The organism is Nocardia sp. CA-120079, assembly GCF_050955745.1.
Taxonomy (GTDB): domain Bacteria; phylum Actinomycetota; class Actinomycetes; order Mycobacteriales; family Mycobacteriaceae; genus Nocardia.
Map to the genome: position 1 here is coordinate 7,116,434 of NZ_CP192088.1, position 24,966 is coordinate 7,141,399.

Consider the following 24,966-nt stretch of genomic DNA (forward strand, 5'->3'; position numbering starts at 1 on the left):
TTTGCAGGCTGTGTTAAGCCCCGGAACGAATTCGACAGCGATCAATCCCTTCCCTCACGGCTCAGCCGATTCGTGGTTCGTAGAGTTTGAGGGTGCTCTGGTCCCAAAACACGCATCTCGTCTGCGAGTAGCCGCTCAAGTTCAAGTTTCGTGTCGGCGGGGTCTTCATCCTTCGCGCGCAATAAGACCAGATTGTGCCGAGTCTGAAGGGTACCAGGATGGTCAATTCCCAAGACTCGCGTCTCCTGGGTCAGCAGTCGCTCGAACTCAATTACAGCCTGGACTATATTTCCACTCTTGGCGCGCAAAACAGCTAGATTATGCCGGGTGACTAGAATGTCGGGGTGGTCCGGGCCGAGGATTCGTTCGCTATCTGTCACAGCTTGCAAATAGAGCCGTTCGGCCTCGCCGTAACGTCCAGTCGACTGATAAACCCCAGCAAGATTATTACGGCTGGCGATCGTAGCGGGATGATCCGAGCCGAGGATTCGCTCCTGGCCGCTGATGACATCCAGATAGAGCCGTTCGGACTCGCCGTAACGTCCAGTCGACTGATAAACCCCAGCAAGGTTATTACGGCTGGCGATCGTATCCGGATGATCCGAGCCAAGGAGCCGCTCGCTATCTGTCACAGCTTGCAAATAGAGCCGTTCGGCCTCGCCGTAACGTCCAGTCGACTGATAAACCCCAGCAAGATTATTACGGCTGGCGATCGTAGCGGGATGATCCGAGCCGAGGATTCGCTCCTGGCCGCTGATGACATCCAGATAGAGCCGTTCGGACTCGCCGTAACGTCCAGTCGACTGATAAACCCCAGCAAGGTTATTACGGCTGGCGATCGTATCCGGATGATCCGAGCCAAGGAGCCGCTCGCTATCTGTCACAGCTTGCAAATAGAGTCGTTCGGCCTCGCCGTAACGTCCAGTCGACTGATAAACCCCAGCAAGATTAATACGGCTGGCGATCGTAGCGGGATGATCCGAGCCGAGGATTCGCTCCCGTCCGCTGATGACATCTAGATAGAGCCGTTCGGCCTCGCCGTAACGTCCAGTCGACTGATAAACCCCAGCAAGATTATTACGGCTGGCGATCGTAGCGGGATGATCCGAGCCGAGGATTCGCTCCTGGCCGCTGATGACATCTAGATAGAGCCGTTGGGCTTCGCCGTAACGTCCAGTCGACTGATAAACCCCAGCAAGGTTATTACGGCTGGCGATCGTATCCGGGTGATCCGGACCGAGGATTCGCTCCGCATCAGACACTGAAATCTCGTATAACTCGGAAGCTCTCGTGAGTGCGCCCCGGCGTGCATAAAGACTGGCAAGGTTCAACATAGAAATAATCATGCGCTGCCCGAATATGGCTCGATCGAAATTAGCCACATGCGAATAAATAGAAAACGCCTCTTCAGCAGCTTGCAGGGCCATTGCAATATTTCCTGTTTGCACAAGACGATTACTGAAGTTATTTAGCGAAGATCCGAGATCGGCAAGATTATCGACCGCGCCCGGATCCTCCTCAAGCAAACGGCGACGAATAACAACCGCCTCCTCGCTGACCTGAAGCGCCATATCAAAACGACCCAATTCAGCCAACACGGTGCTGAAGTTGTTTAGCGAAGTAGCGAGATCGGCAAGATTATCGACCGCACCCGGATCCTCCTCAAGCAAACGGCGACGAATAACAACCGCCTCCTCGCTGACCTGAAGCGCCATATCAAAACGACCCAATTCAGCCAACACGGTGCTGAAGTTGTTTAGCGAAGTAGCGAGATCGGCAAGATTATCGACCGCACCCGGATCCTCCTCAAGCAAACGGCGACGAATAACAACCGCCTCCTCGCTGACCTGAAGCGCCATATCAAAACGACCCAATTCAGCCAACACGGTGCTGAAGTTGTTTAGCGAAGTAGCGAGATCGGCAAGATTATCGACCGCACCCGGATCCTCCTCGAACAAACGGCGACGAATAACAACCGCCTCCCCTATCGCCTCCGCGCCTTCAGAAAAACGTCCTAGGGTCGAGAAGACTTCCCCCAAATGGTTAAGTGCTGCAGCGAAGTCCGTCAGATCGGACTCAGATTCGGAACTGACCAAACTTCGTTTAGCTTCGACCAGTTCATGTGCTTCAGAAAGCCGGTGATTTGACTCGTCTTCTTCTCGGCGCCGATCGTCCCGAATTGATTTTGACGGTGAATTCAGAATGCCGATGTCCCGACCCGTTCGATAGTCAGGGCCACCGAACGCTAGGTACAGTTTGCCATCAGTCAGATACAATGCGCGATTGACGCCGGAGTTGAATTGGGTTGTCACCTTCTTGTCATCGCTGGCCATTGCCATCTCTTTTCTCTAAGACTTCCCGGGCAATCTGGCGATCGAAGATGTCCAAGGGTTGCTGATTTTGACCCCAAACTCGTAGTAACGGCTCCTGTCGCAGCAATAGGCCGCTGATTGGTTCCGAAGATGTCGACTCAACGCTTCGATCATCCTCCGGAGACGCTTCTGAGGGAGGAATTGCTGGGCTCGTTGAATTTATTGTTCGGCGAAAGTGCGGCGCAAAATGGCTAATGCCAATATCGAGTACCGCCCCTCCATCCGCCAGACTCCACAACGTATGGATTTTTGTAATGACATCCTCAGTATCGAATTTACCAACCCGTTGCAGTGCTACTAATCCGCGCACCAGCGCTTCGAGGTTGCGCCACCGAGGCAGGCTCGAGCCACGCAGGACATCGCTGATTGCTTGTCGTCCGAGATTGCCATCCAGATCGTCTCTGGTGTCCAGATAGTCACTGATGTCACGTACCGCGGGCTTGCCCGCCGCCGAGTAAAGGACGTGGATCGCTAGGACGAGGTCTCGATGCGGGCTGGGCGGGAGTTCCTCCTCAGCTGGCACTTGGATGCCCATTCCCCCACTTCCGTCCAGTTTTGTCCAGTTTTGAGTGTTCCAGGTACCGGTCTACACCGCTGGGCGTCCGCCGAAATCGTTCGCTTAACCACATGCGATCAGGCACTTCGGGCGTGACCCATCGTTGAAGTGTGCCATTGAGACGAGCACGAGGAAACGGTGGAGAAGGGGTCGACCCAATGACGAGTCTTGCGGTGCCGGTAGCAGTGACGACAAATGTGGCTGCGGTGGCCGAGGTTGCCCGGCTAGATGCCCCGCTGTGGGTCGCTGCACTCGCCGCCGCGCCGACGGCGGTTTGGCTAGGTTTGGTCGTGTCGCTGGCTATTTCCTCGGCCTTCGCCCGCAAGAAGTCGCGCCGAGACGCTGCATACCGCACGCTGAAGTTGATCACCTCGGGTGGTCGGATGCGATCCGATGACACAGATCCGATTCCTCAGATTCTGAATTCGGAACCGGGCGAGGTCGGTCATCCTTCGGTGGCAGCCCCGGCGGCGCCACCGCTTGCCTCACGCCAGTAAGCGATGTGGTTGCGAGTGGCGCACGTGTCGGGGTCGTCGGGCCCAAACACCCGCATCCGGTCGGTGAGCACCACCTCGAATTCCGCGACAGCCCTGGCCGGGTCACCACTTACCCCGCGCCAGTGTGCGAGATTGTGACGGGTGGCGAAGGTGTGGGGGTGGTCGTGTCCGAGCACCCGCAACCGGCCGGTGAGCACCACCTCGAATTCCGTGACAGCCCCGGCCGGGTCACCACTCTCCCCACGGCAGCGTGCGAGATTGTGACGGGTGGCGAGAGTGCCGGGGTGGTCGGGCCCCAACACCCGCAGAGAATCGGTGAGTAGCACCTCAAGTTCGGTGATGGCCACGGCCAAGTCACCGCACTGCCCACGGCAGTAGGCAAGGTTGTTGCGGGTGATGAGGGTGTCGGGGTGGTCGCGCCCCAACACCCGCAGATAGTCGGTGAGCAGCTGTTCGTATTCGTTGACGGCCCCGGCCGGGTCACCACTTTCCCCACGCCACTGTGCGAGGTTGTTGCGGGTGGTGAGGGTGTGGGGGTGGTCGCGCCCCAACACCCTCAACCGGTCGTTAAGCACCACCTCGAATTCCGCGACAGCCCCGGCCGGGTCACCGCTTTCCCCACGCCAGCGGGCGAGATTGTCGCGAGTGGTGAGAGTGTCGGGGTGGTCGCGCCCCAGCACCCGCGACCGGTCGTTAAGCACCACCTCGAATTCCGCGACAGCCCCGGCCGGGTCACCGCTTTCCCCACGCCAGCGGGCGAGGTTGTTGCGGGTGGTGAGCGTGTGGGGGTGGTCGCGCCCCAACACCCTCAACCGGTCGTTAAGCACCACCTCGAATTCCGCGACAGCCCCGGCCGGGTCACCGCTTTCCCCACGCCAGTAGGCGAGGTTGTGACGAGTGGCGAGGGTGTGTGGGTGGTCAGGCCCCAACACCCGCAGATAGTCGGTGAGCAGCTGTTCGTATTCGGTGACGGCCCCGGCCGGGTCACCACTTTCCCCACGCCAGTAGCCGACGTTGTGACGCGTGGTGAGGGTGTCAAGGTGGTCGGATCCGACGGCATGGGTGAATGACGGCAACCATGCAGCCCACCGATCACGATTGTCAGCGGGGCGGGGTGTGTCCAGGCTAAGGAGGAACAGCACTGCCGCGGTTGAGTCGCCGTAGGCGAGGTAGTGGCGCACCGCTGATCCACGGGCGTATTCGAGGACTTGCTCGGTGGTCGTATTGTTAATCGCCGCGATGATCGCCCGGTGCGCCTGCTCGGTGTGCGCACCGAGTCGCCGGCTTTCGGCTTGCAGAGAAGGCATCAGCGCGTTGTGGGTGACGCCGAGGGCTTCACGCGTCGTGCCAGAACGGCTGCGGCTCAGGAGAACACCCAGACCGACCGTAGCGTCACGAATACGGGCGGTCGTCCATGACACACCGAGACTCGACAGCGCGAATTCGAGCAGTTCCATCGGCAGTACCGGCCCAGCGCCCGCCGCGACAAGGATGCCCAGCAGCCAACCCACCGCTTCGCCGGAGTCAGGTCCTGCGGACTCGACCCCGTCGTGGACACGATGCGCGACCAGGGTGTCGAGGCTGACCCCCTCGGCCACCTCCCTGCCGGTGATCGTGGCTTTGACCTCGATCAGCAACCGAGCCACTAACCACCCGCCCGGGACAGCCTGTTCCCCCTCGATTGTCGTTGGTGTTTGGGCCAGTAGCGCGTCGATCCAGGTGATCCACTTGGCCGAATCGACGCGCTCATGCTCGGCTCCCCTGGATTGGTGCACCATCTCGGCTATCTCGGCGGCGGTGGGTTCGCGCAAGTCGATACGGCACATGTGCGCCAGGTCAGGCCGGTCCACGACACCGATGCCTTCACGGATTCCGGCGATGACCCGTACATGGGTGAACTCGGCATCGCGGGTCAGCGTGGACACCGCACGCACGAGTAGCTCCTGGCTGCCTTGCTCGGGCTGGTCGAGTCCGTCGAACACGATCGTGACCCGAGGACCCGGCTTGGCGACCCGCGCCAGCGGCTGACTGATCTCGATGTCGAACACGTCGCGGGTGGATCCAGTTCGCTTCGCGAGTTCGCGGGCCGCTTGGGCGGCGTCTGCGAAGCCAGGAACCCGCTCACCCAGCTGAGTCGACAGTTCCGCCACGACGGACTCAAGCGAGCTGGCGACGGTGAGAAAGATCCCCGCGGCGACATATTCCGGCGTGATCGGTAACCCCTCGACCAGGCCGGGCCGGATCAGCATCGCCATGAGCGTGGACTTGCCGCACCCCGGTGGACCGACCACCACCCGCAGCCGTTGGCTGCTGGTTTCGAGGATCTCGGTGAGTCGTTCACGAATGGAGTCGGTCAACAGCAGGGCGCGGGTGAGTTGATCAACGAAACCAGCCGCCGGACGACGGTAGACCGCATCGCGGCGGCGCGCGGAGTTGGGAACCAGCCACAACCCCGGGTCCGCACCCGAGGTAGATGTTTCCATGCCTGCGGTGAACGACAAATGCTGGGGCTGTTGACGTTTGCACGCCCCAGTGATCGGATCGACCAGATCCGAGGGCAACAGATTCTCCCCCCGCAGCGGCAGCCCGCTGTCGAACGCGGCAACCATCGTGCGGGTGAAACAGCCTGCGAAGGCCGGGCCCTCACCGGTCGCGACAAGTAGCTCCATGCGGCCTTGAGTGCGGGCCAGCAGCTCACTCCACCGGCGTGCGGCGCCCTGCACACCTGGACCGGCGTCGCACGCATCGACCAACACGATCAACCCATCCACAGCGGCCGTATTCAATCGTTCCCGGATTCCCTGCGTTAGATGAAACGCCGTACCCGAGTTCGGCAGCTCCGGCGAATCACGAGCGAGTAGATAGAAATCCTCGGCGCCGGTCGCGGTGCCATGCCCGACGAAACTGATCAACAGCGTCGCTCGCTGCCGCGACGCGGCAGCGAATGCCTCATCCACCGCGGCCGACAACTCGGCGGCGGTCGGATTCAGTATCGGGCCCGGAAGGCTGGTCGCATCTCGCCAACCACCCAAATCGCTCAGACGTGAATGCAATTCGGTCGCGAGCTGCCCAGGGAACTCAAGAGTCGCCAACGCAGCGCATTCAGATCCGACAACCAGCGCCAGCCTCCCACCGCCCATGGAAGGAACATACTCGCCCAGTAAACCCGTGGCTGTCAGTAACAGGACGATCGGAGTTAAACAATCGACACCGACGATCTACCCCTATGCCGGTGACACCAACCTTACGAGGCAGCACAGCGAGGTCACGGTCCGAGGATGGCCCGGATCTGATCGGCGGCGCGGCGGGCTATCTGCTCATCGACGGACGCGATCGGTTCCTCGGCACCGGAAAACCAGCCAGGTCCGACCGTGAACGGTGCGCCGGTGAGTGCGACACCGACCGGTCCGAGGTCGCAGATGATCGCGTCGCCGGACAGTGGATCGGCCACGACCTCGACGATGATGAACTGACGCCGGATGCGGTTGTAGTCGTCGGAGCTCACGATCAGGCACAGCATGCCGCCTGGCAGCACCGAGCCCGACGGGGCGTTCCAGACCTCGCCGAATCGGGGTATCGCCATCAGCTGGCCGCGCGGCGCTGCGCAATCAGGGCAGCGGTCACCGCACTCGCGCGGTCAGGGGTGTGCCCGGCGGCGTTGAGCGTGGCGCTGTCGGCGGCGAGACGGCGGCGATGGTCGTCGCGGCGCACCAACTGCGCGAGGTAGGCCGACCGATCCAGGCCTTCCTCCTCGGCGCGGCGCGCGAGGATATCCAGGGTCTCCTCGTCGAAACTCACCGATGTCTTCCGTCCAGCCATACCGCCGAGCATACCGCCAACAGCGGTAAAAATGGCAGTAACCCGCAGACGTCAGAAGCGGCGTAACGCCAGGCCGAAAGGTTCGTTGTCCCGCCAACTTGCGGACGTCCGGGGGTCTGTTCGGGTTCAACAGAACTTGTTAACGTTCCGGCTTGCTATTGGTTGTCCTCGGCGTCGACGAGAGCGATCCGCACGAATCGGAGTCCTGCGAACAGGATGATTTGACCGATAGCCACCCCGAGCACGAAACCTATCCGGCTGGGCCATGACACTGGCAAAAAGAGGGTGACTACAGCCGCCATTGCCACTGGCACAACGCCCAAGACGATATTGACTGCCTTGGATGCGAAGGCAAGCCTCACAAAGGGTCTCAGGTATGCGGAGCGCTTGAGTGCTCTAACGAAAGCAACGAACTGGTCGGTGTTGGCTTCAAAGGAGCTCGGGTCCTGGATCCGCGCCGTCTTGCGGCCGGTGATCAGCAAGGGGAGGGGAAAGCGCAGTGCCCAGAAGAGTCTGGTGAGCGGAAGTTCCTTCGCGTTCTGGAAGTACTCGTCGAGCTCGGCGGCCCACCATTCGTAGTAGACCTCGCGCAGATCTTGCGGCAACCGACGGCATACCAGGTGCAGAATCGCATAGCCGAGCTGATTGATGCGTCCCTCGATTTCCTCGCCGACAAGGTGAGAGATCACCTTGCTGCCCACGTATACGAGCAGCGCGCCGAGCAGCGCGAATCCGCCCGCGGCCGTCAGGAGCGCATTCACTGAGCACCACCGAATGCCGACCCGGCACCCCGGCAGGGCAGCTGAAATAAGGCCAGGGCGTTTCCGGTAGTCGGTCGCGGTGCCCACGAAGGCAGTCGCAGCCGGGCGGAGAGCCTGTTGAGCGCCTGGGTAGCGGCGAACTCGCCTTCGGCGGTCATCGTGTAATACCGTCGCGCCCTTCTGCCTTCAACCTTCGGGTCGATGTCCTCGAGTTTGCTCTCGATCCAGCCAACCTTCTCCAGTCGGGCCAGGATCGGGTACAGCGAGCCGCTGGAGATCTCGCAGGTGCGCATCATCTCGAAGCCGTAGTGCGGCTCGTTGGGGCATTCCAGGAACTCGCGTAGAACGGTGGCAACCGTCGTGGTGATGCGGATTTCGTCAGGCATATCGCAATTCTACATAGGGGCAATATCGCAACTCGACATAGAGTCACTCCCCGCCTGTCTATGACTTCGACGGCCTCTGTTATCGACGGTCAGAATGCAATTCCGGCCGGACGGAGCAAGCGGTCGATCGGTATGCGGACGTGCACTCCGCAGTCGAGGGCCGCGAACAGCCACCACTGGACCGCTCGGGCGCGGCCGTCGGCGGCTGCGATTGGCGTGGTAGGCGTCCCAGCGCCGCCGCTTCGAAGGGGATCAGGGATGGCCTGAGCAGTAGCTGGACTGAGCCAGGCCTCCATCGTCAATTGCACCGCCTCTAAAGCAGTAACCGCAGTAGTTGCCGATTGCCCTCGTTAAGAGATGACTCGCCGCGCTGGTTCGTCGGCCGCGTCGATATCCGTCCGTGGCCTGATCTGGCGTGTACCGCAGCGTCCGCGCTCGTCGTGCTCAGCAGCGAAGGACCCAACGTAGCGACGCTGGCCTTGTGTGGCGACAAAGGCCGCCCTGGCGGCCGACTCGACGCACGAGCCCTGTCGCGCAACCACCTTGCCAACGCAGCTTCCGTACCCAACCCAGCCACACACCCAACTGCTTCTTTTGATCTTTTCCGTACCCGAAACCCTCTGTCCCCCTTCACTCTTAATAGGTTTCTGGTCCTGTTCCGGGGGCACACTTCATGCGCCCGCAGGGTGTATGAAGTGTGCCCCCGGAACAGGACCAGGGACCGACCCCAAATGACCAGTTCAAGGAGGGTTTTGGGTACGGACAGCAAAGTATGGACTGTAGTCCGTACCCGAACTGTCCATAGTTTCGGCGGTCTCGGCGCCGGAGATCGGGCACACGAAGCAGCCCCGCGGCCGATGGGATCGGATCGCGGGGCTGCCGGTGGTGGTGCTATGAAGTTGTCGATCAGGTTGGGAGTGATGTCGCGGGTCGCATCCGCGTCATCGTTGGTGCCCGTCCAGATCGGTCGGGTTGCCCTGATCGGGGCCGTGCCTGGAGCCGATATCGGTGCTGGGCACGGCATCCCGGCTGGTGATCCTGAGTTTGATCGGGTTCATCGCTCGAACCCTTCCCGCTCGCTGTGGATCGATACGGGCAACGCGCGGTCCACGCCGGCGCGCAGCGGGGAGACGCCTCGCTCATCGGCGACCGATCGTAGTGTCGACGGCTGCTGGTCGGGGCCCTGGTCACGGGCCTTTTCCAGCTGGTCGGACAACCGCATGTTGTCCTGGTCGAGTTTGTGGAGGTGTTCGGTCAACTCGTTGATGCGGTTATCACGATCGTCGATCTCCGTGCAGAGTTCGGAGATCTTGTCGTCTTGCTCGCGGATGATGTCGTCGCGTCCGCGCACTTGGCCGAGCAGCAGTTCGACCCCGGCGACGTCGGCGATGTCGTGGTCCAGAGCCTTGCGGGTCTGGTTCCAGTGCGCGTACAGCGTCTGCACGGGTTGGGCGCTCCACTGTTCGCCCCACTTCTCGGCTTCGGCCGCGTTCGGGTGTTCGAGGTTGGTGAGGGCTTCTCGGCGCTCGTGTCTGCTGGCATCGGCGTGGGTGATCATGCCTTTGAGCAGTTGTTTGACGCCGTTGTCGTAGTCGATACGGTTGCGGTCTCGCTCGGTGACCTCGCGGTCACGGCTGGCGAGGTTGATGGCGTTGCTGACCATGGCCAGCCGCTGGTATCGGTGTACGACATCGCCGATGGTGGTGGCGTGGTTGTTGATTCGCCACCGGCGGCCAGATCCGGGCCCGGGCTCGGTGTGCTCGTGCTCGGGACGGGTGTCGTTGTCGACGCTTTCGTTTCCGGGGATGGGCATTGTTGCTTTACTCCTTGCTGTTGCTGGGTATGGTTCCTCCGGCGATGAGCCGGAATCCGTTGTGTTCGCTGTCGCCTGCCGCGTCGCGGCTGGCGCGGCCGTTGTCGCGGCCGTCGCGTTTGGCGGCGGGGGTGTCGGGTTTGCCGACGATGCGGGCGACGGTGGAGTGGTGCAATCCGAAGGCTTCGCCAACTTCCCGGGTCGAGTTGCACTGCCGGTACATCGCCCGGATGTGGTTGTCGCGGTCGTCGTCGCTGAAGGTCTCCGGCGTTGTCGCGGTGGTGTCGCGTTGCGGTGTCGCACTATCGGGTTGTGTGTTGCGTACGGCTGTGGCGACTGGTGCGGGTGTCGCGGTGGTGTCGCTGGGTGTGGACTCCGAGAGCATCGCGAATCCGGAGATGACCATCAGTCCGTCGAGCACGATCGGGCCGACTGCGGCGCCCACTGCTCCGTATCCCCAATTCAGGAGCACGTCGTGGACGTGGCCGTAGGAGATGACCGCCGATCCCAGGGCGACGCTGCCAGCGCCGATGTAGCGGGCCAGCATCCAGCCCAGCCCGCGGCGCCACCGTGTGCGGGACAGGACCTCGACCGAGAGCAGCAGCCCGATCGGCCATACCGCCGAACCGATTTGGGGTGCGACACCGGGATGCCATCCGTCGGGCATCGTCGCGGCGGGCAACCAGGTGTGCAACCAGTTCGCCGCGACCGAGAGCACGGCACCGAAGATGAACCCGGCCCATGCGACACCGCGACCGCCGTTGGATGCGACACGATCACCGCGCCCGGCACCGGAATTGCGACGGGTACGACGCTGTCGTGTCGCGGTGTCCGGGGATGCGACGCCGCGACGTGGTTGCGCGACACTGGAGCCGTTCTGTGTCGTGGTCATCGCTCGAACTCCCAGTCCTGATCGAGGTCGAATCTGGTTTGGTAGGCCAGAATTTCGCGTTGGTGTCGCGTGCAGTCGGTGGCGTGGCCGGTCTCGTTGTCGGCGGGGTGGCCTTCATACGGGCCGCGGTCGGTCACGCGTGTGTCGCATGAGGTGCACGTCCAAGAGGTGCTCTCAGCACCCCACCGGTCCGGCGGAACGATGCGCTGGAACGCCTCAACCGCAGGATCGACGACATCGTCGCTGTCGATACCGAAAGCGCCGGCGATCTCGGCCCACGTCCGGCCTTGACCGCGGGCTTCGCGGGCGTACTCGCCCGCCATGCCGCGGGCGGTGCTGGCGAGACGTTCAGCCGCCTCGATGGCCTGCAGGTAGTTGGTGGGCACGTCCTGGTCACCGAAGTTGTAGCCGGTGAGCTTCGATATCAACGGCTTCTGCGTGATAGCGGTCTCGCCGTGCTCTTCACGGATACGGGCGAGCACGACCCGCTCCATTTGCCTTCTGGCGTCCCATGCGTCCATCACGCCACCGCCTCTCCGGCGGTATCCGCCTGCGCAGCACCCGATTCCGATTCCGCACCGGTGTCGGTGGGTGGGGTGTAGGTGGCCTGGTAGAGCTTTGGTGGCCGGAAGTTCACGTTCGCCGGGGTGCCGAGATCGGCGAAGATGATCCGCAGAAATGCCGAGACGGCGGGTTCGCGGGTGCCGGCGTCGAGAACGGCTTCCAGGACGGCGTCGCGGACACCGCTGCGCATCCACAGCTTGCGCAGCCCGGGGCCGACGGCGCGTTGGGTGCCGTCGGTCTGCAGGATCAGCACCGGGATCATGACCGGTTTGCCGTCGCGGTCGAGCTTCGGTTTCTTGGTCACCCAGTCTTTGTCCTGCTCCTCCTCGATGCGGGTGATGTAGCCGCTGACCTCGGTGCCGATCGGGTCGCTCCCGGCGAAAGCGGCCTTGATCTTCGGGTTCATTGCCGCGTGCATGGTTTTCGCGGTCACTTTCGCTCGCCGCGCGGGTCGCGAAGTAGCGGTCTTGACGGTCATAGAGGGTTTCCTTTCCTGAAAGTTGTTGCGGGCCTTCGCTGTCGACGTCGAATCCGACGGTGGCGGTGCACTGCTGCTGGTGGCCGACGCCTTGGTGAGCTGGTATTTGCGGCGTAGCTCGTCGGCTTTGTCGCGGTAGTTCGCGGATTGGGTGGTGTCGCCGAGGCTGTCGGCGACGGCGGTGAGCTTGGCGGCGAGTGCCGCGGCTGCCTGGGGTGTCATCGGTCGAACCCGTCGCCGATATCGGGCCGCTCGGCGCCGTTGCTCGGGGCGCCCGCCATTTCCGGGCGCTTCAATGGCTGGGGCCGTTCCGGGCCGTTGCGGTCGCCAGGGTGGGCGCCGAGTCGCTGCTCGGGCGGGGTCATTTCGGCCACCTTCGCCACCGCTTCGTCGCGCTCACGCAACCGCTGATCAGCCAAGGCGCGCGCGTTGTCCCGCTCGGCGGTCAGCTGCCCGATCACCTTGGCGTGTTCGGCACGCAACGCTGAGAGGTCATCGACCGCGGTCCGCCGCGCGCCATCGACCTGCTGGTACTGCTCGGTCAGGTCATCGACCTTGCGCACCAACGCCTCGTACTCACCCCGCGTAGGCGCCGAATCACGCTCGGGCACAGCATGTTCGGAAACCCGCTCGGCAAGCAGCTGGTCGCGTTCGGCGGTCATCGCGGTCAGCTTCCGAGTCAGCCGGGCGTTGTTGTCGGCGAGGTCGGCGTTGTGCTGAATCGAGAGTGTGTGCCGGGTCGTGAGCGAGTCCAGCTCGCCAGCCAAATCACGGCCGCTGTCACGGTCGCGGTCACGGTCGGCCCACTCGCCTGTACGAGCGGCGACTTGCTTCAGGCCGCCTTGTGCGAACCGCAGCGGGGCGTCCCTGTTGCCGCGCTTGTGTACGTCGGCGCGCAGCTGCACACCCGGCACCCAGTTCGACTCGCGCACCTGCTGATCCGCCCACGCCGCCGCGTCGGTCTCGCTCGGGTGATACGAGTACGTGTGACGCCACGCCGCGTCCGGGTGATTCAAGGAATGAACCTGCGCGACGTAGCGGCTGTTGGCCTCTGCGTTGGCGAACTCGTGCTCGATCTGCTCGGTCGAAAGACCGGCCCTCTCCGCGTTCCGCGCGGCCTGACGCCACTGCCCGATCAGCTCGTCCCGGCCCCTCGCAGTCGCGGTGTCGCCGTTGACGCTCCACTCCAGCTGGGCACGGCGCAGTCCCTGGATCGCCTCGGCCTGTACACGCGTCGACGTGAACGGTTGAGCAATCTGCTCTCGCTCCCTCGGCGGGCTCATCACCGCGCGGGCCTGCTCGGTGAACACGGTCGCCCGTTCGATGCCCGTGGCTTCCCGCGTGCGCGCGACCTGCGCCCGATACCGCAGTGCCTCAATGCCTTTCACCTTGTGCGCCCGGTTGAACAACCGGCCCGTCTCGAACTCCGGGAACGTCGTCGCCGCGTCCAGACCGTCGAGAGCGATACCTTTCTCGACCTCAGTCAGGTGCGGGTTACGCAGCAACAGATCCCGCATATCGGCCTGATGCCGCACCAGCACCTGCTGGTCCCGGAACCTGCGGGCGTGGTCGACGGTCGGGTCGTTCGCGCGCTGCGACACCGCCAGCGCATGGACCCGGAATTTGTCGACGGCCTGCTCGCTATACACCAGATTCCGTTGACGGGCGGCCTGCTGATCGCGGGCCTCCTGGCGAGTGATCAGGCTGATCTCGCGTCGCGCGCGGCGGCGTTCGAGCCAGTTCGCCGCTTGGGCGTACCGGCGCATTGCTGCTTGCATCGAGGCACTGAATTTTCGTGCTTCATCCACGATTTCGTCCTCGGGGCTGCGGTCGGACATGGTCAGTTCTCCTCAAATGTGTCGGTGAGGGTGCCGAATTCGGCGAGCCCGGGGCCTTCGAACGACGGGTACGGCGGATAGCCAGCAGGCTGTGTCGGGGTGGCCCAGGCTTCGGCGAATTCGATGGCGTACACCTGCTTCTCGACCGCTTCCATACGCAGCTGATCCAGGTGCGAGAACTGCCGGCGGTTCTCCCACGTGCGGCGACGGCGGAACTCATCGCGCAGCGCGTCGAGGTGCCCGCTCCAGCGGGTCACGGCATCGACGTCGCTACCAACGCTGGGGTTCGCGCGATAGCTACTCACGTGCGCGGCGGCCTGCTCGATCGCGCGGATCAGCATCGGCGCCGACAGTTCGTCGAGTGCGGCGACCGGATGTTCGGTACTGATCAGGTACGGCTGGAACTTCGCGCGTGTCTCGGCGTGCTGGGCCTTCTCGGCGCGGGTCTTCGCCTCGGCCTCGGCGGTCCGGGCCGCCTGCAGACGGTCGAACTCGGCGCGTTCGGCAGGTGAGAGACGCTGGCGCGCGATGGCCTGCTGCAGCCGATCCCACGGGTCGTAGTCTTCCCAGGCGATCAGTCCGGCGACGGTCACCACTGCGGCGACCACGCCAGCGGTCACACCGATCCCGGTGGGACGAATAAGGTTGCGGTTCATGATAATTGGATTCCTTTCCGGTTACTTCGAGATTGCGGGGCAAGACTGTGGCATCTGCCCCCAGATACGGCCGTCGAGTTCGCGACCGAGCTGTTTGGGGTGGCGCCCACCCCACTGCTTGAAAAAGAACGGCACTCCCGAGTCACTGCACTGATCGCGCAGGTCGCGAACCCAGTCGGGATTCATCGCCCTGGCGTCGGGCCCGGACTCGCCGCCGACGATCACCCAGTCCAGTGCCGGTGCCACTCGACGATCGGCGCACCCAGCGCCGCAACCGCATTCGTGGCGATCCGGGTCGTCGGGTCGTCGACAACCGCACCCGCCCGCGCATTCGTCCGGGAACAGGTGCGCATCGAGATCGACCGGACCGAGTAGCGGCTCGCACGACAGGAACCGCACCGCCGCCGGAATCGCCTGCAGGTGCGGAATCCGGGAGTCCGCGGCGTCCTGGTCCTCCACCGAGACGCCGAGCCACAGATTCGGCGGGAACTCCAGATGTTTGTCCGCCATCCGCCGCGCCCGCAGCGGACGCTTCGTCAGAACCTGGTAGGTGTGCTGCGGCGTCGCACGGATGACATCGAAGACATCGCGAACGAAGTCCTCGTCCACCCGCGCATGGAACAAATCCGCCATGGAGTTCACGAAAACCAGCCGCGGGGTCCGCCAACGCAGCGGAATCCCCAGTGCCGCAGGGTGCATCGTCACCCCGAACCCCGGCCCGGAGGTACGCAAGTCGCCATCGCGCTGGTACTTATCGACACCCATCGCTTTGAGCCTCTTGGCCATCGCGAGCGCGTAGCAGTGGTCGCAGCCCGCGCTGATCCGGTCGCAGCCGGTGACCGGATTCCACGTCTGGTTCGTCCACTCGATCCCGGTCATCGCTCCATGCCCTCTCGCTCAGGACTGGAGGCGGACGCAGTTCCTGGGATCGGGGCGCTCATGCGTGAAAGCGCGGCGGTGCGGGCGCGCGCGAAGTCTGCCGACACCGGAAACGGTGCAGCGGTGCTTACTTCGGCGGCATTCGCCCACGGCATGTGCGGCCTGACGTGCTGCCGACGTTCATCCGGTTCGGACGCGAAAAACGCGCGCGCGAGCGATTCCTGATCCGCCTCGGAAATGTCCCACTCCTGGTCTTCCACGCGGGTCACATAGCGGGAGGTCAGCAGACCGTGGTCGTCGCGCTCGATGCCATGCTCGGCGATGTAGCGGGCCTGATCCTCGCTGCGCGCCTCGATCGCCGACAGCACGCCCACGCGCTGAACCAGGCTCGTCTCGGCGGCGGCCGGGTTGTCACGCCACCGCTGCGTTGCGTCCGACAGGTACACCCATTCGTGCATCCATCGCTCGTCACCGTTGAGCCATGGTGAGGCGTACTCGGCGTAGTCGACCTCATCGGCCGGGTCGTAGTCTTCCGGCGAACGCGCGACGCACGACTCGGCGCGCATGAAGTCCGCGCGCATCTGCTGCTCGGTCTCAGATTCGATTTCGCGCGGGTTCTCGCTGTTCTCGACGCGCTCGGCCGGTGCCTGCGGGCGGGCGGACTCCGGCCGGTACCGGTACCGGGCCTGCTCCTGCAGGGCGTGCTGGTTCTCCGGGCGGCGCATCCAGCTGCGGACGTTATCGCCGGTGAGTTCGATGTTCGCGCCGGCCAGTTCCGTCACCATGTGGGTGGCGTACTCGCTGGTGTAGCCCTGGCCGGTGAAGATCCAATGAGCCTCTGCGGGGGTCATCGGCACCAGGCTCGGATCGTCGTAGCGAGGCGGCAGATCCGGGTAGCGGGACTGGGATTCGGTTTCGTGCGTCTGGTCGCTGGTCTCGCCGCGGGTAATGTCTTTCATCGGTTCGGCTCCTTCTCGATCGGTTGTTGTTGTGGTGGTGTTGAGCCATCGGGCGTGGCCAGCCAGGTCGCGTGCCTGCAACTGGCTGCGCCACGTCACCGGGTCCATGCCGGGCGGTGCCTCGCCCGGCATGGTCGGCAGCCCTTGTTCCGGGGAGCTGTGCGGGAAAGAGCTGTAGGGGTTACCGGTCTCGATCCACAGGGCGTGCAGCTCCGCCCAGCGGGGCGCGACCGCCGGGTCGGCGGTCCACCGCTGCTCGATCTCGTTTGCCCGCTCCCGCAACCAGATCGCGTCCGGGTGCTCGCGCCACGGACGGTCCTCGGCCAGGTCGTGGCGCATGTGCGCGCGGGTGTAATCGGTGCGCCACAGCGCCTCGTGCGGGTCCGGGACACGGCTGGCGTAATAGTCGGAGATCGCTTCGTCTATCCGATCGAGTCCGGACTGGGACAACACCATCAGCAAGGTGTCCATACACAAGTCCTCAGCGCTGACCTCCCGGACCTGTCCCGGTCCGTTTGCGGTGCCATTTGCCCACCGAATCGCGCGTTCGGAATCGGCACTCATCGCTGCATCTCCTCTCGCTCCTGGCTGTGGTGTTGGTCGAGGTAGCGCCATTCGATGCGGGTGACGTCGGTGCTGGGTGTGCATCCGCGGTGGGAGGCGCGGAAGAAGTCGATGAACTCGGGTGGGCTCATCTGTGGGAACCCTTCGGCGGCAACATCGTCGGGTTCGATGGCGTCGAGTGGTTCGCGGCGGATCGACACCACTTCGACGTCGGTGATCCGGACCAGCGGCTCGCCGGGCTTGCGGCCCATCACTTTCCGGCACAGGGTCAACCGGTCGCCCCCGCGCAGCATCTGCCACCCCAACCGGCGGGTGACGGTCTTGGTTCGTGCCTGTACCTGCGGTTCGGTCAGCGACACCGACATCAACCGGGCCATCACGCGGCCCGCTTGCGGCTGGCGGCGATGTCGCGGATGCCGGGGCGGCCGTGTGTGGTCCAGATCGTGTAGCCGATCCAGCCGAGCCCGTAGGCGCCGATAGCGGCGGTGACGACGATCCCGGCTCCGGCGGCAAGGACGACGGCGCCGATCACGCCGGTGCTGGTGAGCACCGTTTTCCACCAGGTGGCGATGAACTCGCGCACCGCGAGCGCGGCCCGCACCGCCGGGTCGTCGGTGTCGATGCCCTTACCGGTTTTGAACAGGTCCACCGCACCGGGTCCGGCGGCGATAACCGCGGTCGCGCTCTGCTCGACGGTGAGGCCGACTTCGAGGTCGCCGAACATGGCGCGCAGCTGGCTGGCGGTCGGTGTCGGGACGTCGATATCGCCGCGGCCTGCGGGTAGGGCTTTGGGCTGCTCGTCTGGGTCGTCGGGGGTGGGTGCGTCGTAGTCTTTTTCGATGGTCATGCGGGGTCTCCTTGTCCGTGGATGAGGGCGGTCCAGACGCCGCGGGCACGGCTGTCGCCGCCCCCGGCGGTGGTATGGGTGATGGGTTCCGAGGCCAGCAGCGGGATCGCTTTCGGATCGAGTCGAGCGACGCGGCCCCAGCGGGCGGTGCCCGCGTTGACGTGCACGGCGTCGCCGGGTTCGATGCGCCGCAACAGGTTCGGGTCGACCAGGAAGCTGTCTTGCATCCGCACTGATCCCTCGTTGCCGTGCTTGGCGCCGAGGGTGTGTCGTGATGGTTCGATCGCGCGGCGGGTGCCGAAGGTCTTCAAGATGTCGTCGGCGCCCTCGGAGCGGCACGCGATCACCCCACCTGCACAGCCCTTGATCGTGCGGGCTGCTTCGCGGTCGGTGGCCGCGATCGACTCGAACGAGTGGTAACCCAACACCAGTGCCACGTCCTGAGAGCGCAACGCTTCGGCGGCGTCGTAAACGTTCGCGTCCACCCGCGACAACTCGTCGATGGTGAAGGTGACCACGCGGCCGTGTTTGGTCGCGGCGGTCTGCTCGACCATCGCGATCAACGCGTTCATCTGCGCCGAGGCGACCGACTTGTTCGCGGTACCAGGAACAGTGACGAACCAGTAGTCCTTGTCCAACAGCCCGGTGTCGCCGTCGAACGCTGTCCCGAGTTCACGAAACAGGTTGCCGAACCGCGCGGACTCGGCGGGTAATACGGGCTGCTTGCCCTCCATCGACGCCTGCACCGCGTACAGCTCCCGCAGGTATGACACCGGCCCATCGCCTTGCACGGCACCATCGGCGTCCGCGCTGGGGGCGGGATCGGTTGCGGTGGTGTCGAGTTCGACGTCGAGCAGGTCACCACCCCACGCGTGCCACAGGTATTTCTGGTCGAAGCGGTCCAGGAACTCCTGGGAGTTCCTCGGCGGGTTCTCCCCCGGCCCGAGGCCCTTGTCCGGATCCGGTGCGTCAACAACCAAGTGCACCAGCGAGATACGCATCTGCTCGAAAAACGCCTGCGCAGCGTCACCGGCCTTTTCGGTCGGGCACAGCTTGTCCAGCACGTACCGCAGCGAATCCACCGGCATCCCGCGGAACAGATTCAGCGCGGTCTCCGGGAACATCGCCACCTTGCTCGGATGCACACCCGCGGCCAGGATCGCCTCACGCTGCTCGGCGTAGACCCGCAGGTCTTCGTGCCCGCCCTTGCACGAAGCCATGATCGACAACGGCCGCTTCGGAGTGACCCGCAACACACCGCGCATCCACGGCCGCATCTGCGCCGCCTTCAAATACCGCAGTTGCGCGGCCACATGCACCGCGATCACCAGCCGCGACAACAACGTGGTCTTGCCCGAGCCTGGGCCGCCGACGACCAGCAGGTGCTTGCGGATATCGGCGTAAGCGATTTTGAATAAGGTGTCGAACGTCGAGATCAGTTCAGCAGCAGCGCTTTTGCCCTGCTGGCTGATCTCCTCGGCGAGGCGTCCGAGCACGATCCACCGGTCGGACTGCCCGACCCCGGTGACCACCGTCAACGGGGTCGGTGTCGAGGCGAGCTCGCGCGCCATCCGCAGCTTGGCGTTGATGCGGCGCCGCTGCGCGCGTTCGGTCGCGGCGACAGAGCGTTTCCCGATGGTGGCGACGCGTACCGAGTACCGCGCCCACAGGATCGTCGCGACCGCCAACCCCACCGGTACCGCGGTGATCGCCAATGCCGCGATACCGGCATAGATTTCCCCGCTGGCGGTGTTGGCGGCGCCTTCGATGAGCAGGTGTACTGGTGCGGTCCAATCCCAGTGCGCGGCCACGGTGACCGCGGGCATCACCATCGACGCGGCCGTCAGGTTCCGTAGCCGTCGCGCGTCCCAACCCAACCGCGACGCCGATACCCACGCGATACCGACAACCGTCGCCATCGCCCCGACGCTCACCGCGGTGTCGGCGAGGATCGCGCCGATATGCGCCCACAGCTGCGCATCGGTGCCAGTCCCGCTCGCGGTGCTGGTGCCGGGCGGCTGGTGGGTGTCCATCCACTCCAGCACCCGATCACCGACATGTGAGTCGGCATCGGTCGGCGCGGCCGGCGTCGACGGCTGCACCGGGGCCACAGGCCCGCAGTCGGTCGGGGTGAGAACGGGTGTGCAATGCGGTTGCGGCACAGCCTGCGCGACATCTGCCGGGGTCGGTGCTGGGGCTGTGACGGGGCCGCAGTCGGTGGGGGTGATGATCGGCGTGCACGCTGGGGACTGCAGGAAGTAGTTGTTCATGAGACGGCCTCCTCTGGGCCAGTGATGTTCGAAGGGAGCTCGATGCTTCGGCGGGTGATCACGCCGTCGAGGCGGCGCAGTCGGATCCCCGGCGAGCGGGGCAATTTGCGGGTGCGGATCAGCTCGGTGATTGCCTTGTCCAGGGCGTTGCCGATCCGGTCGGTCGCGTAGATGTAGAGCAGGCTGTGCCCGTCCTGCAGTGACCGGTAGGCGGCGAGCACGCAGATCATCAACCGGGCTTCCGGGGTCTTCAGCGATAGCTCGACTTCCACCGCCCACCAACGGGTTCCGTCGAAATAGCGGCCGTCGTGCACATGCGGGCGCGCCGAGAACTGCGACAACAGCGACGCCTGCCCCGAAGCGAACAACCCGGGCGTCTTGCGCGCCGCATCGCGCAGCAGGGCACGTTCAGGCACCCACACCCCGGACCGCAGCCCGACCAGGGCGGCACGCACTCGCGATACTTCGCCCTTGTGGGTGAGGTTGGTCGAGCGCGGCACCCACGCCGATGCCTGCCACCCCAAACAGCGGGTGGCGGTGGCTTGGGTCGGCCACACCCACGTCACCGGCTTGTCACGGCCGCGGGCCCGCAGCGAATCCGAATGCACCGCAGCGAAATCGTCGCGCCACTTCTCGATCAGCTTGTAGGTGCGGGACCGGCGTGTGCCGAGCAGCAGCATGAGGGTGGCGAAATCGGCGATCCACTGCTCCGACAGGAACCGCGCCATCGCCTCATCGCGTGGGGTCCACCGCTTGCGGCTGCGCGCGCTCACAGCGACCACTCGAATTCAGGAGCCAGTTCGGATTGCTGCAGCGCGTCCCGCCCGCCTGCGGCGGCCACGACGCGCTCGGCGAACCGGCGCGGGATCCCGTGGCGGGCCTCGATCTCGGGGACGGTACTGCCGCGATGCACCTCTACGAGCACCCGCTCACGCCGCTCGGCCAACAGGTCTTGCCGGTCGGTGTGCGGGGTCCGTTGCGCCCGAACAGGTTTCGCGTCCGGATCATCGATGGACTCCTCGTCCCACTCCATCGGCAACGCCCACCCATGCGCTTTGCCGAGGTCTCGAGCCTTCTGTGAGGGACCGGGCTGCAGCTGCAGCTTCTCGAACAGCTCCTTGACCTGCCGATGCCGGGCCGCGGTGATCTCTTGGCCCTGCACCTTCGGGCCCGGCACCGGCCGCCCGGTCAGCACGCGCATGCTCGCCACCTGGATGCCGAGTTCTCGTGCCAGCTGGGCTTGCGGATACCCGTAGGCGACCAACGCTTGGATTCGGCGCACCGAACCGACCACCGGCACCCGGGACGCATCCGCCACAACTTCGGCGCCATGCTCAGGCACCGGGACCCCCAACAGGGCCGCCTCGGTACCGCGGCTGATGAACCCAGCCTGCGGAAGTCGCGACAGCACCGAGTGATTGATCCCCGCCAGCCGCGCCACCTGATTCGCGGGCACACCCGCGGCCAGGAGCCGATCGACATGCTCACGCGCTGCCACTGGGTCAACCCGGTCCGGGTTCCAGCGCCGGAGAATCTGAGCCTTGTAGCGGGTAGAGCTGTAGCAGTGCGTGCACATACCGCGCGCGAAATCACCCGGGGCGCCACACTCACAGGTGCGGGTCTGCTTCTTGCTCACGGCGCCACCCCCAACGCTGCGGCGACGCGCTGGCCGAACCAGCGAGCGACGTTGACGCTGACCGCGTTGCCGATCTGGGCACGTACCTCATCGACCCGTTTGCCGTTGACCACGGTGTTTCTGCCGTGGAACACATAGCTATCCGGGAAGCCTTGTGCGCGAGCTCGTTCGGGGTTGGTGAGCATGCGGTGCCGCGGCCCCTCGTCGGTGAGGGTCGCGATCGCGTGATGGTTCCCGCCGGCGGTGACTGTGGCCAGCTGGTGCCGGTCGGCGCGGCGTGCCTTCGCGTGCTTGCGGTAGGTCACCAAATGCGGCACGCCGTGCTCGCGGATCTGCTCGATCTGCGGGGTCACATACAACTGCCGTGTAACGAGCTTGCCGAGATTCGAATCCAGAATCGCGTGGGCGGGGGTACGGGTGGTCAGCGACACGGTCAGGTCGACGTCACCGTCATGTGTGAAAACGGCATAGAAGCGGACCCGGTTCTGCGCCACCGGGTTCGGCCCGATGTCTGCGGAGTTGAGCAGCACGATCTGGGCCTTGTAGCCAAGGCGCCGCATGCCGTCAAGCCACCAGTCGTAGAGCACCCAGTTCTGGAACTCGGTGACGTTCTCCACGATCACCACGTCGTACTGGTGCACCTCGGTTGCCGCGATCACCGCGAACGCTGTTGCGCGGTCGACGCTGCCGTCATCGGCGCGCCGCAGCTCAGTCACGGCCGGCGGCTGCTTGCGGCCTCCCGAGCGGGCGTGCCACACACAGCTCGGCGAGATCCACGCGATATCCGTTCGTGGGAATGTCCGGAAATCGGTCTCGGACAGATTCGCCAGCCGATGCTCGGTATCCGGGTGGTTCGCCTGATGGGTCCTCACCGCGGTAGCCCAGTGGTTGGCGGCAATCACGATGTCGAAACCGGCTTGCCGCAACCCCTCTGAGCTGCCACCGCCTCCGCTGAACAAGTCGGTCACTGTCAGCGTCATCGCTCCAACTCCAATCCTTGGTCTTGATGCGGCACCGCGCGCATATGCCGGACAGGCATATTGGCGGCACGCAATCGCAGAACAGCCGGTGCGGGCTGCTGCTCGGCCAACTGCTCGGCTTGTCCCAAACCCGTTCGCACCGCGGCGATTCGGGCGCCCGTGGCATCGCTGCTGGTCGGGCGGATCCGCAGAATCCCTTCCTGGTCGCGGGCACCCTCGACCGTCCAACCGGCGCGAAACAGCACCTGCTCGGCGTGCTGGAACCGGGTCAACGCCTGCATACGGGCGGTCCGGTCGGTGTCGACGGCCTCCAACGCGACCGCATCGACCCTGCTGCGTGTGACCACGCCATCCGGGCCCGCTTGCTGATACACCTGCTCAGCCGCCCCGTACGCAGTGGTGACCGCGTCAACACACTCGCCAGCGGCCCGGGTGATCTCGCTCTGAAAGCGAGGCAGAGAACGCTGCAACGCGTCCGCGAGCCCGTCACGGCCATCGGTGCGCGCCTGCCGGATCCGGGCAACCGTGCGGTCGTACTGACCCAGCAGCGTCTCTACGTGCTCGTCGACGGACTCGTAGTCCTGCCACCGGTCGGCCGCGGCGAGCAGATACGGTCGCTGCCGATCCGCCTCCCGCGACAACCGCAGCAGCGTCGGGTCTGTCGCCTGCATCGCCGGACCACCCGCACCGCCGGGACGCAACTGATGCGACAACCCGCGGTAGCGTCCCCACGCCTCCCGCAGCTCGACGACCAACGCCACCACCTGGTCGGCATCGCCGCAATCATCCACGGGTGGAACCGATTCCATCGCTGTCACCGCTCCCACCCCCACTCCCGGCCCGCAACGGCTCCAGCGACCGTGTGGGCGCCTGGTGCCTGCGGTGCGGGATGTTCAGCGCGGGGACTGCCGTACCGCTCCAGCACGGCCGCCGGTGTCAACCGCTCATGGGGCGCGCACAGCGAATGCAGCTGCTCACGGTCCAAGGAGTCGTCCAGCGCGGCGGTCAGTTCTGCGATTCGCTGATCCCTGTCGGCCAACTGGCCGCGCAGCTGGGTCAGCTGCTGCCGCAACGTATTCCGGCCGCCGTAAGGCAGATGCAGGTGAGCCAGATGCAGGCTCATCGGTCCCACTCCCGGTCATCCCACTGCGGGCCCGGGTCACCGACCTGCTCAAACTCCGCACGGCTGAACCCATGTCGCTCCGCGGCCCGCAACAGACGCTCGCGGTTCGCCTTCGCCAACGCGGCCTGCCGCGCGGGGGTGAACACCCGTTTAGGCGCGGCCTGGTTGATGTCGTAGAGGTAGGCGACGCGATCTTTCTGTTTCGGCAGTGGCAGCTTGCCCGCGATGTCCTGCCCATTCGGGCGCAGACCCTGCGACGCGAGCTGTCGAAGCGTCCGCAAATGCGAAGGCGCACAACGCCACTGATAGGTCGGAATCCCACCCTGCTGCGCATCGGTTGATGTCGTCATGACGACACCCCTTGCTCCGGTTCGCCATCCAACCGCTGAACCAGACCCCGCACCCGCAGCAGGTCGGTGTCGATATCCAGCACCGCCCGCCGCAGCTTCGCCACGGTCTCCAGCGCCGCGCTGGCCGTCGTGACCGCGTCGGTGACGCCGTCGATCTCCCAGAACAGCGGATCCGCCGTCAGCCCGGCAGCGCCCATCAGCGCCCGCAGGCGGCCCTCGATCCCACGCAGATCACTACTCAGACGGTCGGCCGCGACCAGCGTGTATCCGACATCGGAAACCAACTGCCGCAGGTTGTATTGCGCATCAGTCATCGCCGCTCACCACCCGAAGGCACCGCCGACGCCGGAACGCACGAACCCGGTTTCTCCGGTGGCACACCGGAATTCGCCGAACGGCAGATATTCGGTGAGGGCGTGTAGTGCTGGTAATCGACCATCGCGGCCGTGCAACCAGCCATACCGATCAACAGAATCACCGCGAACGCGGCCAACCGCACCGTCGGCGGTAATAGCCCCAGCGGCGAGTACACCGCGGCGATCCCCGTGAACTCCGGGCCCGCCATCGAATGCAAGGCGTTGTGTCTGTGCCCACGACCGTCGTAATGCGTCACGGTGACCCCGTGCGGGGACGGGACATCCCTCCAATCCGTGATGCTCATCGCCGCACCCCCCATCGCCGCGACGACCGCCACAACGCGAACGCTGCCAGCAGCATTACCGTGAA

At 64.8% G+C, this 24,966-nt stretch carries 26 protein-coding genes; all 26 read right to left on the bottom strand.

From position 1 onward, the window contains the following. Positions 1 to 41 precede the first annotated feature (41 nt). Positions 42 to 2,333 (bottom strand): tetratricopeptide repeat protein, encoded by a 2,292-nt coding sequence (locus ACQPYR_RS32925; RefSeq protein WP_433622741.1) that lies wholly within the window; start codon positions 2,331 to 2,333, stop codon positions 42 to 44. Further along, positions 2,320 to 2,907 carry a hypothetical protein gene (locus tag ACQPYR_RS32930; RefSeq protein WP_433622742.1) on the bottom strand — a complete coding sequence of 196 codons (588 nt, stop codon included), beginning with the start codon at positions 2,905 to 2,907 and terminating at the stop codon, positions 2,320 to 2,322. The genes ACQPYR_RS32925 and ACQPYR_RS32930 overlap by 14 nt, the downstream gene beginning before the upstream one ends. A gap of 466 nt (positions 2,908 to 3,373) precedes the next feature. Further along, entirely contained in the window at positions 3,374 to 6,517 is a 3,144-nt protein-coding gene (locus ACQPYR_RS32935) for a tetratricopeptide repeat protein (protein ID WP_433622743.1), read from the bottom strand. Positions 6,518 to 6,690: 173 nt separating this feature from the next. Then, entirely contained in the window at positions 6,691 to 7,008 is a 318-nt protein-coding gene (locus tag ACQPYR_RS32940; protein WP_433622744.1) for a hypothetical protein, read from the bottom strand. Next, the gene (locus tag ACQPYR_RS32945; protein ID WP_433622745.1) at positions 7,008 to 7,244 is read right to left on the bottom strand and encodes a hypothetical protein; all 237 of its coding nucleotides are present in this window, start codon (positions 7,242 to 7,244) and stop codon (positions 7,008 to 7,010) included. The genes ACQPYR_RS32940 and ACQPYR_RS32945 overlap by 1 nt, the downstream gene beginning before the upstream one ends. Positions 7,245 to 7,399: 155 nt before the next feature. Then, a complete protein-coding gene (locus ACQPYR_RS32950; RefSeq protein WP_433622746.1) occupies positions 7,400 to 8,005 on the bottom strand; it encodes a hypothetical protein in 606 nt (201 codons plus the stop codon). Further along, the gene (locus tag ACQPYR_RS32955) at positions 8,002 to 8,391 is read right to left on the bottom strand and encodes a PadR family transcriptional regulator (RefSeq protein ID WP_433622747.1); all 390 of its coding nucleotides are present in this window, start codon (positions 8,389 to 8,391) and stop codon (positions 8,002 to 8,004) included. The genes ACQPYR_RS32950 and ACQPYR_RS32955 overlap by 4 nt, the downstream gene beginning before the upstream one ends. A 1,054-nt stretch (positions 8,392 to 9,445) precedes the next feature. Then, the gene (locus ACQPYR_RS32960; RefSeq protein WP_433622748.1) at positions 9,446 to 10,204 is read right to left on the bottom strand and encodes a hypothetical protein; all 759 of its coding nucleotides are present in this window, start codon (positions 10,202 to 10,204) and stop codon (positions 9,446 to 9,448) included. Positions 10,205 to 10,211: 7 nt separating this feature from the next. Next, the gene (locus tag ACQPYR_RS32965) at positions 10,212 to 11,096 is read right to left on the bottom strand and encodes a helix-turn-helix domain-containing protein (RefSeq protein ID WP_433622749.1); all 885 of its coding nucleotides are present in this window, start codon (positions 11,094 to 11,096) and stop codon (positions 10,212 to 10,214) included. Beyond that, on the bottom strand, positions 11,093 to 11,590 hold the full coding sequence (locus tag ACQPYR_RS32970; RefSeq protein ID WP_433622750.1) for a hypothetical protein: 498 nt from the start codon (positions 11,588 to 11,590) through the stop codon (positions 11,093 to 11,095). The genes ACQPYR_RS32965 and ACQPYR_RS32970 overlap by 4 nt, the downstream gene beginning before the upstream one ends. A gap of 26 nt (positions 11,591 to 11,616) precedes the next feature. Next, positions 11,617 to 12,360 carry a hypothetical protein gene (locus ACQPYR_RS32975; RefSeq protein ID WP_433622751.1) on the bottom strand — a complete coding sequence of 248 codons (744 nt, stop codon included), beginning with the start codon at positions 12,358 to 12,360 and terminating at the stop codon, positions 11,617 to 11,619. Continuing rightward, on the bottom strand, positions 12,357 to 13,976 hold the full coding sequence (locus tag ACQPYR_RS32980; protein WP_433622752.1) for a hypothetical protein: 1,620 nt from the start codon (positions 13,974 to 13,976) through the stop codon (positions 12,357 to 12,359). The genes ACQPYR_RS32975 and ACQPYR_RS32980 overlap by 4 nt, the downstream gene beginning before the upstream one ends. A 2-nt stretch (positions 13,977 to 13,978) precedes the next feature. Beyond that, a complete protein-coding gene (locus tag ACQPYR_RS32985) occupies positions 13,979 to 14,632 on the bottom strand; it encodes a hypothetical protein (protein ID WP_433622753.1) in 654 nt (217 codons plus the stop codon). 21 nt (positions 14,633 to 14,653) lie between these two features. Continuing rightward, a complete protein-coding gene (locus tag ACQPYR_RS32990) occupies positions 14,654 to 15,511 on the bottom strand; it encodes a DUF5131 family protein (protein WP_433622754.1) in 858 nt (285 codons plus the stop codon). Then, positions 15,508 to 17,034: a hypothetical protein gene (locus ACQPYR_RS32995; protein WP_433622755.1), complete on the bottom strand. Its 1,527-nt coding sequence runs from the start codon at positions 17,032 to 17,034 to the stop codon at positions 15,508 to 15,510. The genes ACQPYR_RS32990 and ACQPYR_RS32995 overlap by 4 nt, the downstream gene beginning before the upstream one ends. Beyond that, positions 17,031 to 17,399, bottom strand: coding sequence for a hypothetical protein (locus tag ACQPYR_RS33000; RefSeq protein ID WP_433622756.1), 369 nt, complete (start codon positions 17,397 to 17,399; stop codon positions 17,031 to 17,033). The genes ACQPYR_RS32995 and ACQPYR_RS33000 overlap by 4 nt, the downstream gene beginning before the upstream one ends. Before the next feature lie 11 nt (positions 17,400 to 17,410). Then, the gene (locus ACQPYR_RS33005) at positions 17,411 to 17,881 is read right to left on the bottom strand and encodes a hypothetical protein (RefSeq protein ID WP_433622757.1); all 471 of its coding nucleotides are present in this window, start codon (positions 17,879 to 17,881) and stop codon (positions 17,411 to 17,413) included. Next, positions 17,878 to 20,151: a hypothetical protein gene (locus tag ACQPYR_RS33010; protein ID WP_433622758.1), complete on the bottom strand. Its 2,274-nt coding sequence runs from the start codon at positions 20,149 to 20,151 to the stop codon at positions 17,878 to 17,880. Before ACQPYR_RS33010 ends, ACQPYR_RS33005 begins: the two co-directional genes overlap by 4 nt. Then, a complete protein-coding gene (locus tag ACQPYR_RS33015) occupies positions 20,148 to 20,924 on the bottom strand; it encodes a hypothetical protein (protein ID WP_433622759.1) in 777 nt (258 codons plus the stop codon). Before ACQPYR_RS33015 ends, ACQPYR_RS33010 begins: the two co-directional genes overlap by 4 nt. Then, complete coding sequence (locus ACQPYR_RS33020) at positions 20,921 to 21,787, bottom strand: hypothetical protein (protein ID WP_433622760.1); 867 nt, start codon at positions 21,785 to 21,787, stop codon at positions 20,921 to 20,923. Before ACQPYR_RS33020 ends, ACQPYR_RS33015 begins: the two co-directional genes overlap by 4 nt. Then, positions 21,784 to 22,767: a DNA cytosine methyltransferase gene (locus ACQPYR_RS33025; RefSeq protein ID WP_433622761.1), complete on the bottom strand. Its 984-nt coding sequence runs from the start codon at positions 22,765 to 22,767 to the stop codon at positions 21,784 to 21,786. Before ACQPYR_RS33025 ends, ACQPYR_RS33020 begins: the two co-directional genes overlap by 4 nt. After that, entirely contained in the window at positions 22,764 to 23,576 is an 813-nt protein-coding gene (locus tag ACQPYR_RS33030; RefSeq protein ID WP_433622762.1) for a hypothetical protein, read from the bottom strand. Before ACQPYR_RS33030 ends, ACQPYR_RS33025 begins: the two co-directional genes overlap by 4 nt. Before the next feature lie 5 nt (positions 23,577 to 23,581). Beyond that, positions 23,582 to 23,890, bottom strand: a complete 309-nt coding sequence (locus ACQPYR_RS33035; RefSeq protein WP_433622763.1) for a hypothetical protein — start codon at positions 23,888 to 23,890, stop codon at positions 23,582 to 23,584. Continuing rightward, the gene (locus ACQPYR_RS33040; RefSeq protein ID WP_433622764.1) at positions 23,887 to 24,240 is read right to left on the bottom strand and encodes an RRQRL motif-containing zinc-binding protein; all 354 of its coding nucleotides are present in this window, start codon (positions 24,238 to 24,240) and stop codon (positions 23,887 to 23,889) included. The genes ACQPYR_RS33035 and ACQPYR_RS33040 overlap by 4 nt, the downstream gene beginning before the upstream one ends. Further along, positions 24,237 to 24,554, bottom strand: coding sequence for a hypothetical protein (locus tag ACQPYR_RS33045; RefSeq protein WP_433622765.1), 318 nt, complete (start codon positions 24,552 to 24,554; stop codon positions 24,237 to 24,239). The genes ACQPYR_RS33040 and ACQPYR_RS33045 overlap by 4 nt, the downstream gene beginning before the upstream one ends. Next, positions 24,551 to 24,901, bottom strand: coding sequence for a hypothetical protein (locus ACQPYR_RS33050; protein WP_433622766.1), 351 nt, complete (start codon positions 24,899 to 24,901; stop codon positions 24,551 to 24,553). The genes ACQPYR_RS33045 and ACQPYR_RS33050 overlap by 4 nt, the downstream gene beginning before the upstream one ends. Positions 24,902 to 24,966 lie beyond the last annotated feature (65 nt).

What these genes read in the sequence shown, in the direction of transcription:
- ACQPYR_RS32925 (WP_433622741.1), bottom strand. Translation starts at nt 2,333, where the DNA reads ATGGCCAGCGATGACAAGAAGGTGACAACCCAATTCAACTCCGGCGTC.
- ACQPYR_RS32930 (WP_433622742.1), bottom strand. Translation starts at nt 2,907, where the DNA reads ATGGGCATCCAAGTGCCAGCTGAGGAGGAACTCCCGCCCAGCCCGCAT.
- ACQPYR_RS32940 (WP_433622744.1), bottom strand. Translation starts at nt 7,008, where the DNA reads ATGGCGATACCCCGATTCGGCGAGGTCTGGAACGCCCCGTCGGGCTCG.
- ACQPYR_RS32945 (WP_433622745.1), bottom strand. Translation starts at nt 7,244, where the DNA reads ATGGCTGGACGGAAGACATCGGTGAGTTTCGACGAGGAGACCCTGGAT.
- ACQPYR_RS32955 (WP_433622747.1), bottom strand. Translation starts at nt 8,391, where the DNA reads ATGCCTGACGAAATCCGCATCACCACGACGGTTGCCACCGTTCTACGC.
- ACQPYR_RS32960 (WP_433622748.1), bottom strand. Translation starts at nt 10,204, where the DNA reads ATGCCCATCCCCGGAAACGAAAGCGTCGACAACGACACCCGTCCCGAG.
- ACQPYR_RS32965 (WP_433622749.1), bottom strand. Translation starts at nt 11,096, where the DNA reads ATGACCACGACACAGAACGGCTCCAGTGTCGCGCAACCACGTCGCGGC.
- ACQPYR_RS32970 (WP_433622750.1), bottom strand. Translation starts at nt 11,590, where the DNA reads ATGGAGCGGGTCGTGCTCGCCCGTATCCGTGAAGAGCACGGCGAGACC.
- ACQPYR_RS32975 (WP_433622751.1), bottom strand. Translation starts at nt 12,360, where the DNA reads ATGACACCCCAGGCAGCCGCGGCACTCGCCGCCAAGCTCACCGCCGTC.
- ACQPYR_RS32980 (WP_433622752.1), bottom strand. Translation starts at nt 13,976, where the DNA reads ATGTCCGACCGCAGCCCCGAGGACGAAATCGTGGATGAAGCACGAAAA.
- ACQPYR_RS32985 (WP_433622753.1), bottom strand. Translation starts at nt 14,632, where the DNA reads ATGAACCGCAACCTTATTCGTCCCACCGGGATCGGTGTGACCGCTGGC.
- ACQPYR_RS32990 (WP_433622754.1), bottom strand. Translation starts at nt 15,511, where the DNA reads ATGACCGGGATCGAGTGGACGAACCAGACGTGGAATCCGGTCACCGGC.
- ACQPYR_RS32995 (WP_433622755.1), bottom strand. Translation starts at nt 17,034, where the DNA reads ATGAGTGCCGATTCCGAACGCGCGATTCGGTGGGCAAATGGCACCGCA.
- ACQPYR_RS33000 (WP_433622756.1), bottom strand. Translation starts at nt 17,399, where the DNA reads ATGTCGGTGTCGCTGACCGAACCGCAGGTACAGGCACGAACCAAGACC.
- ACQPYR_RS33005 (WP_433622757.1), bottom strand. Translation starts at nt 17,881, where the DNA reads ATGACCATCGAAAAAGACTACGACGCACCCACCCCCGACGACCCAGAC.
- ACQPYR_RS33010 (WP_433622758.1), bottom strand. Translation starts at nt 20,151, where the DNA reads ATGAACAACTACTTCCTGCAGTCCCCAGCGTGCACGCCGATCATCACC.
- ACQPYR_RS33025 (WP_433622761.1), bottom strand. Translation starts at nt 22,767, where the DNA reads ATGACGCTGACAGTGACCGACTTGTTCAGCGGAGGCGGTGGCAGCTCA.
- ACQPYR_RS33030 (WP_433622762.1), bottom strand. Translation starts at nt 23,576, where the DNA reads ATGGAATCGGTTCCACCCGTGGATGATTGCGGCGATGCCGACCAGGTG.
- ACQPYR_RS33035 (WP_433622763.1), bottom strand. Translation starts at nt 23,890, where the DNA reads ATGAGCCTGCATCTGGCTCACCTGCATCTGCCTTACGGCGGCCGGAAT.
- ACQPYR_RS33040 (WP_433622764.1), bottom strand. Translation starts at nt 24,240, where the DNA reads ATGACGACATCAACCGATGCGCAGCAGGGTGGGATTCCGACCTATCAG.
- ACQPYR_RS33045 (WP_433622765.1), bottom strand. Translation starts at nt 24,554, where the DNA reads ATGACTGATGCGCAATACAACCTGCGGCAGTTGGTTTCCGATGTCGGA.
- ACQPYR_RS33050 (WP_433622766.1), bottom strand. Translation starts at nt 24,901, where the DNA reads ATGAGCATCACGGATTGGAGGGATGTCCCGTCCCCGCACGGGGTCACC.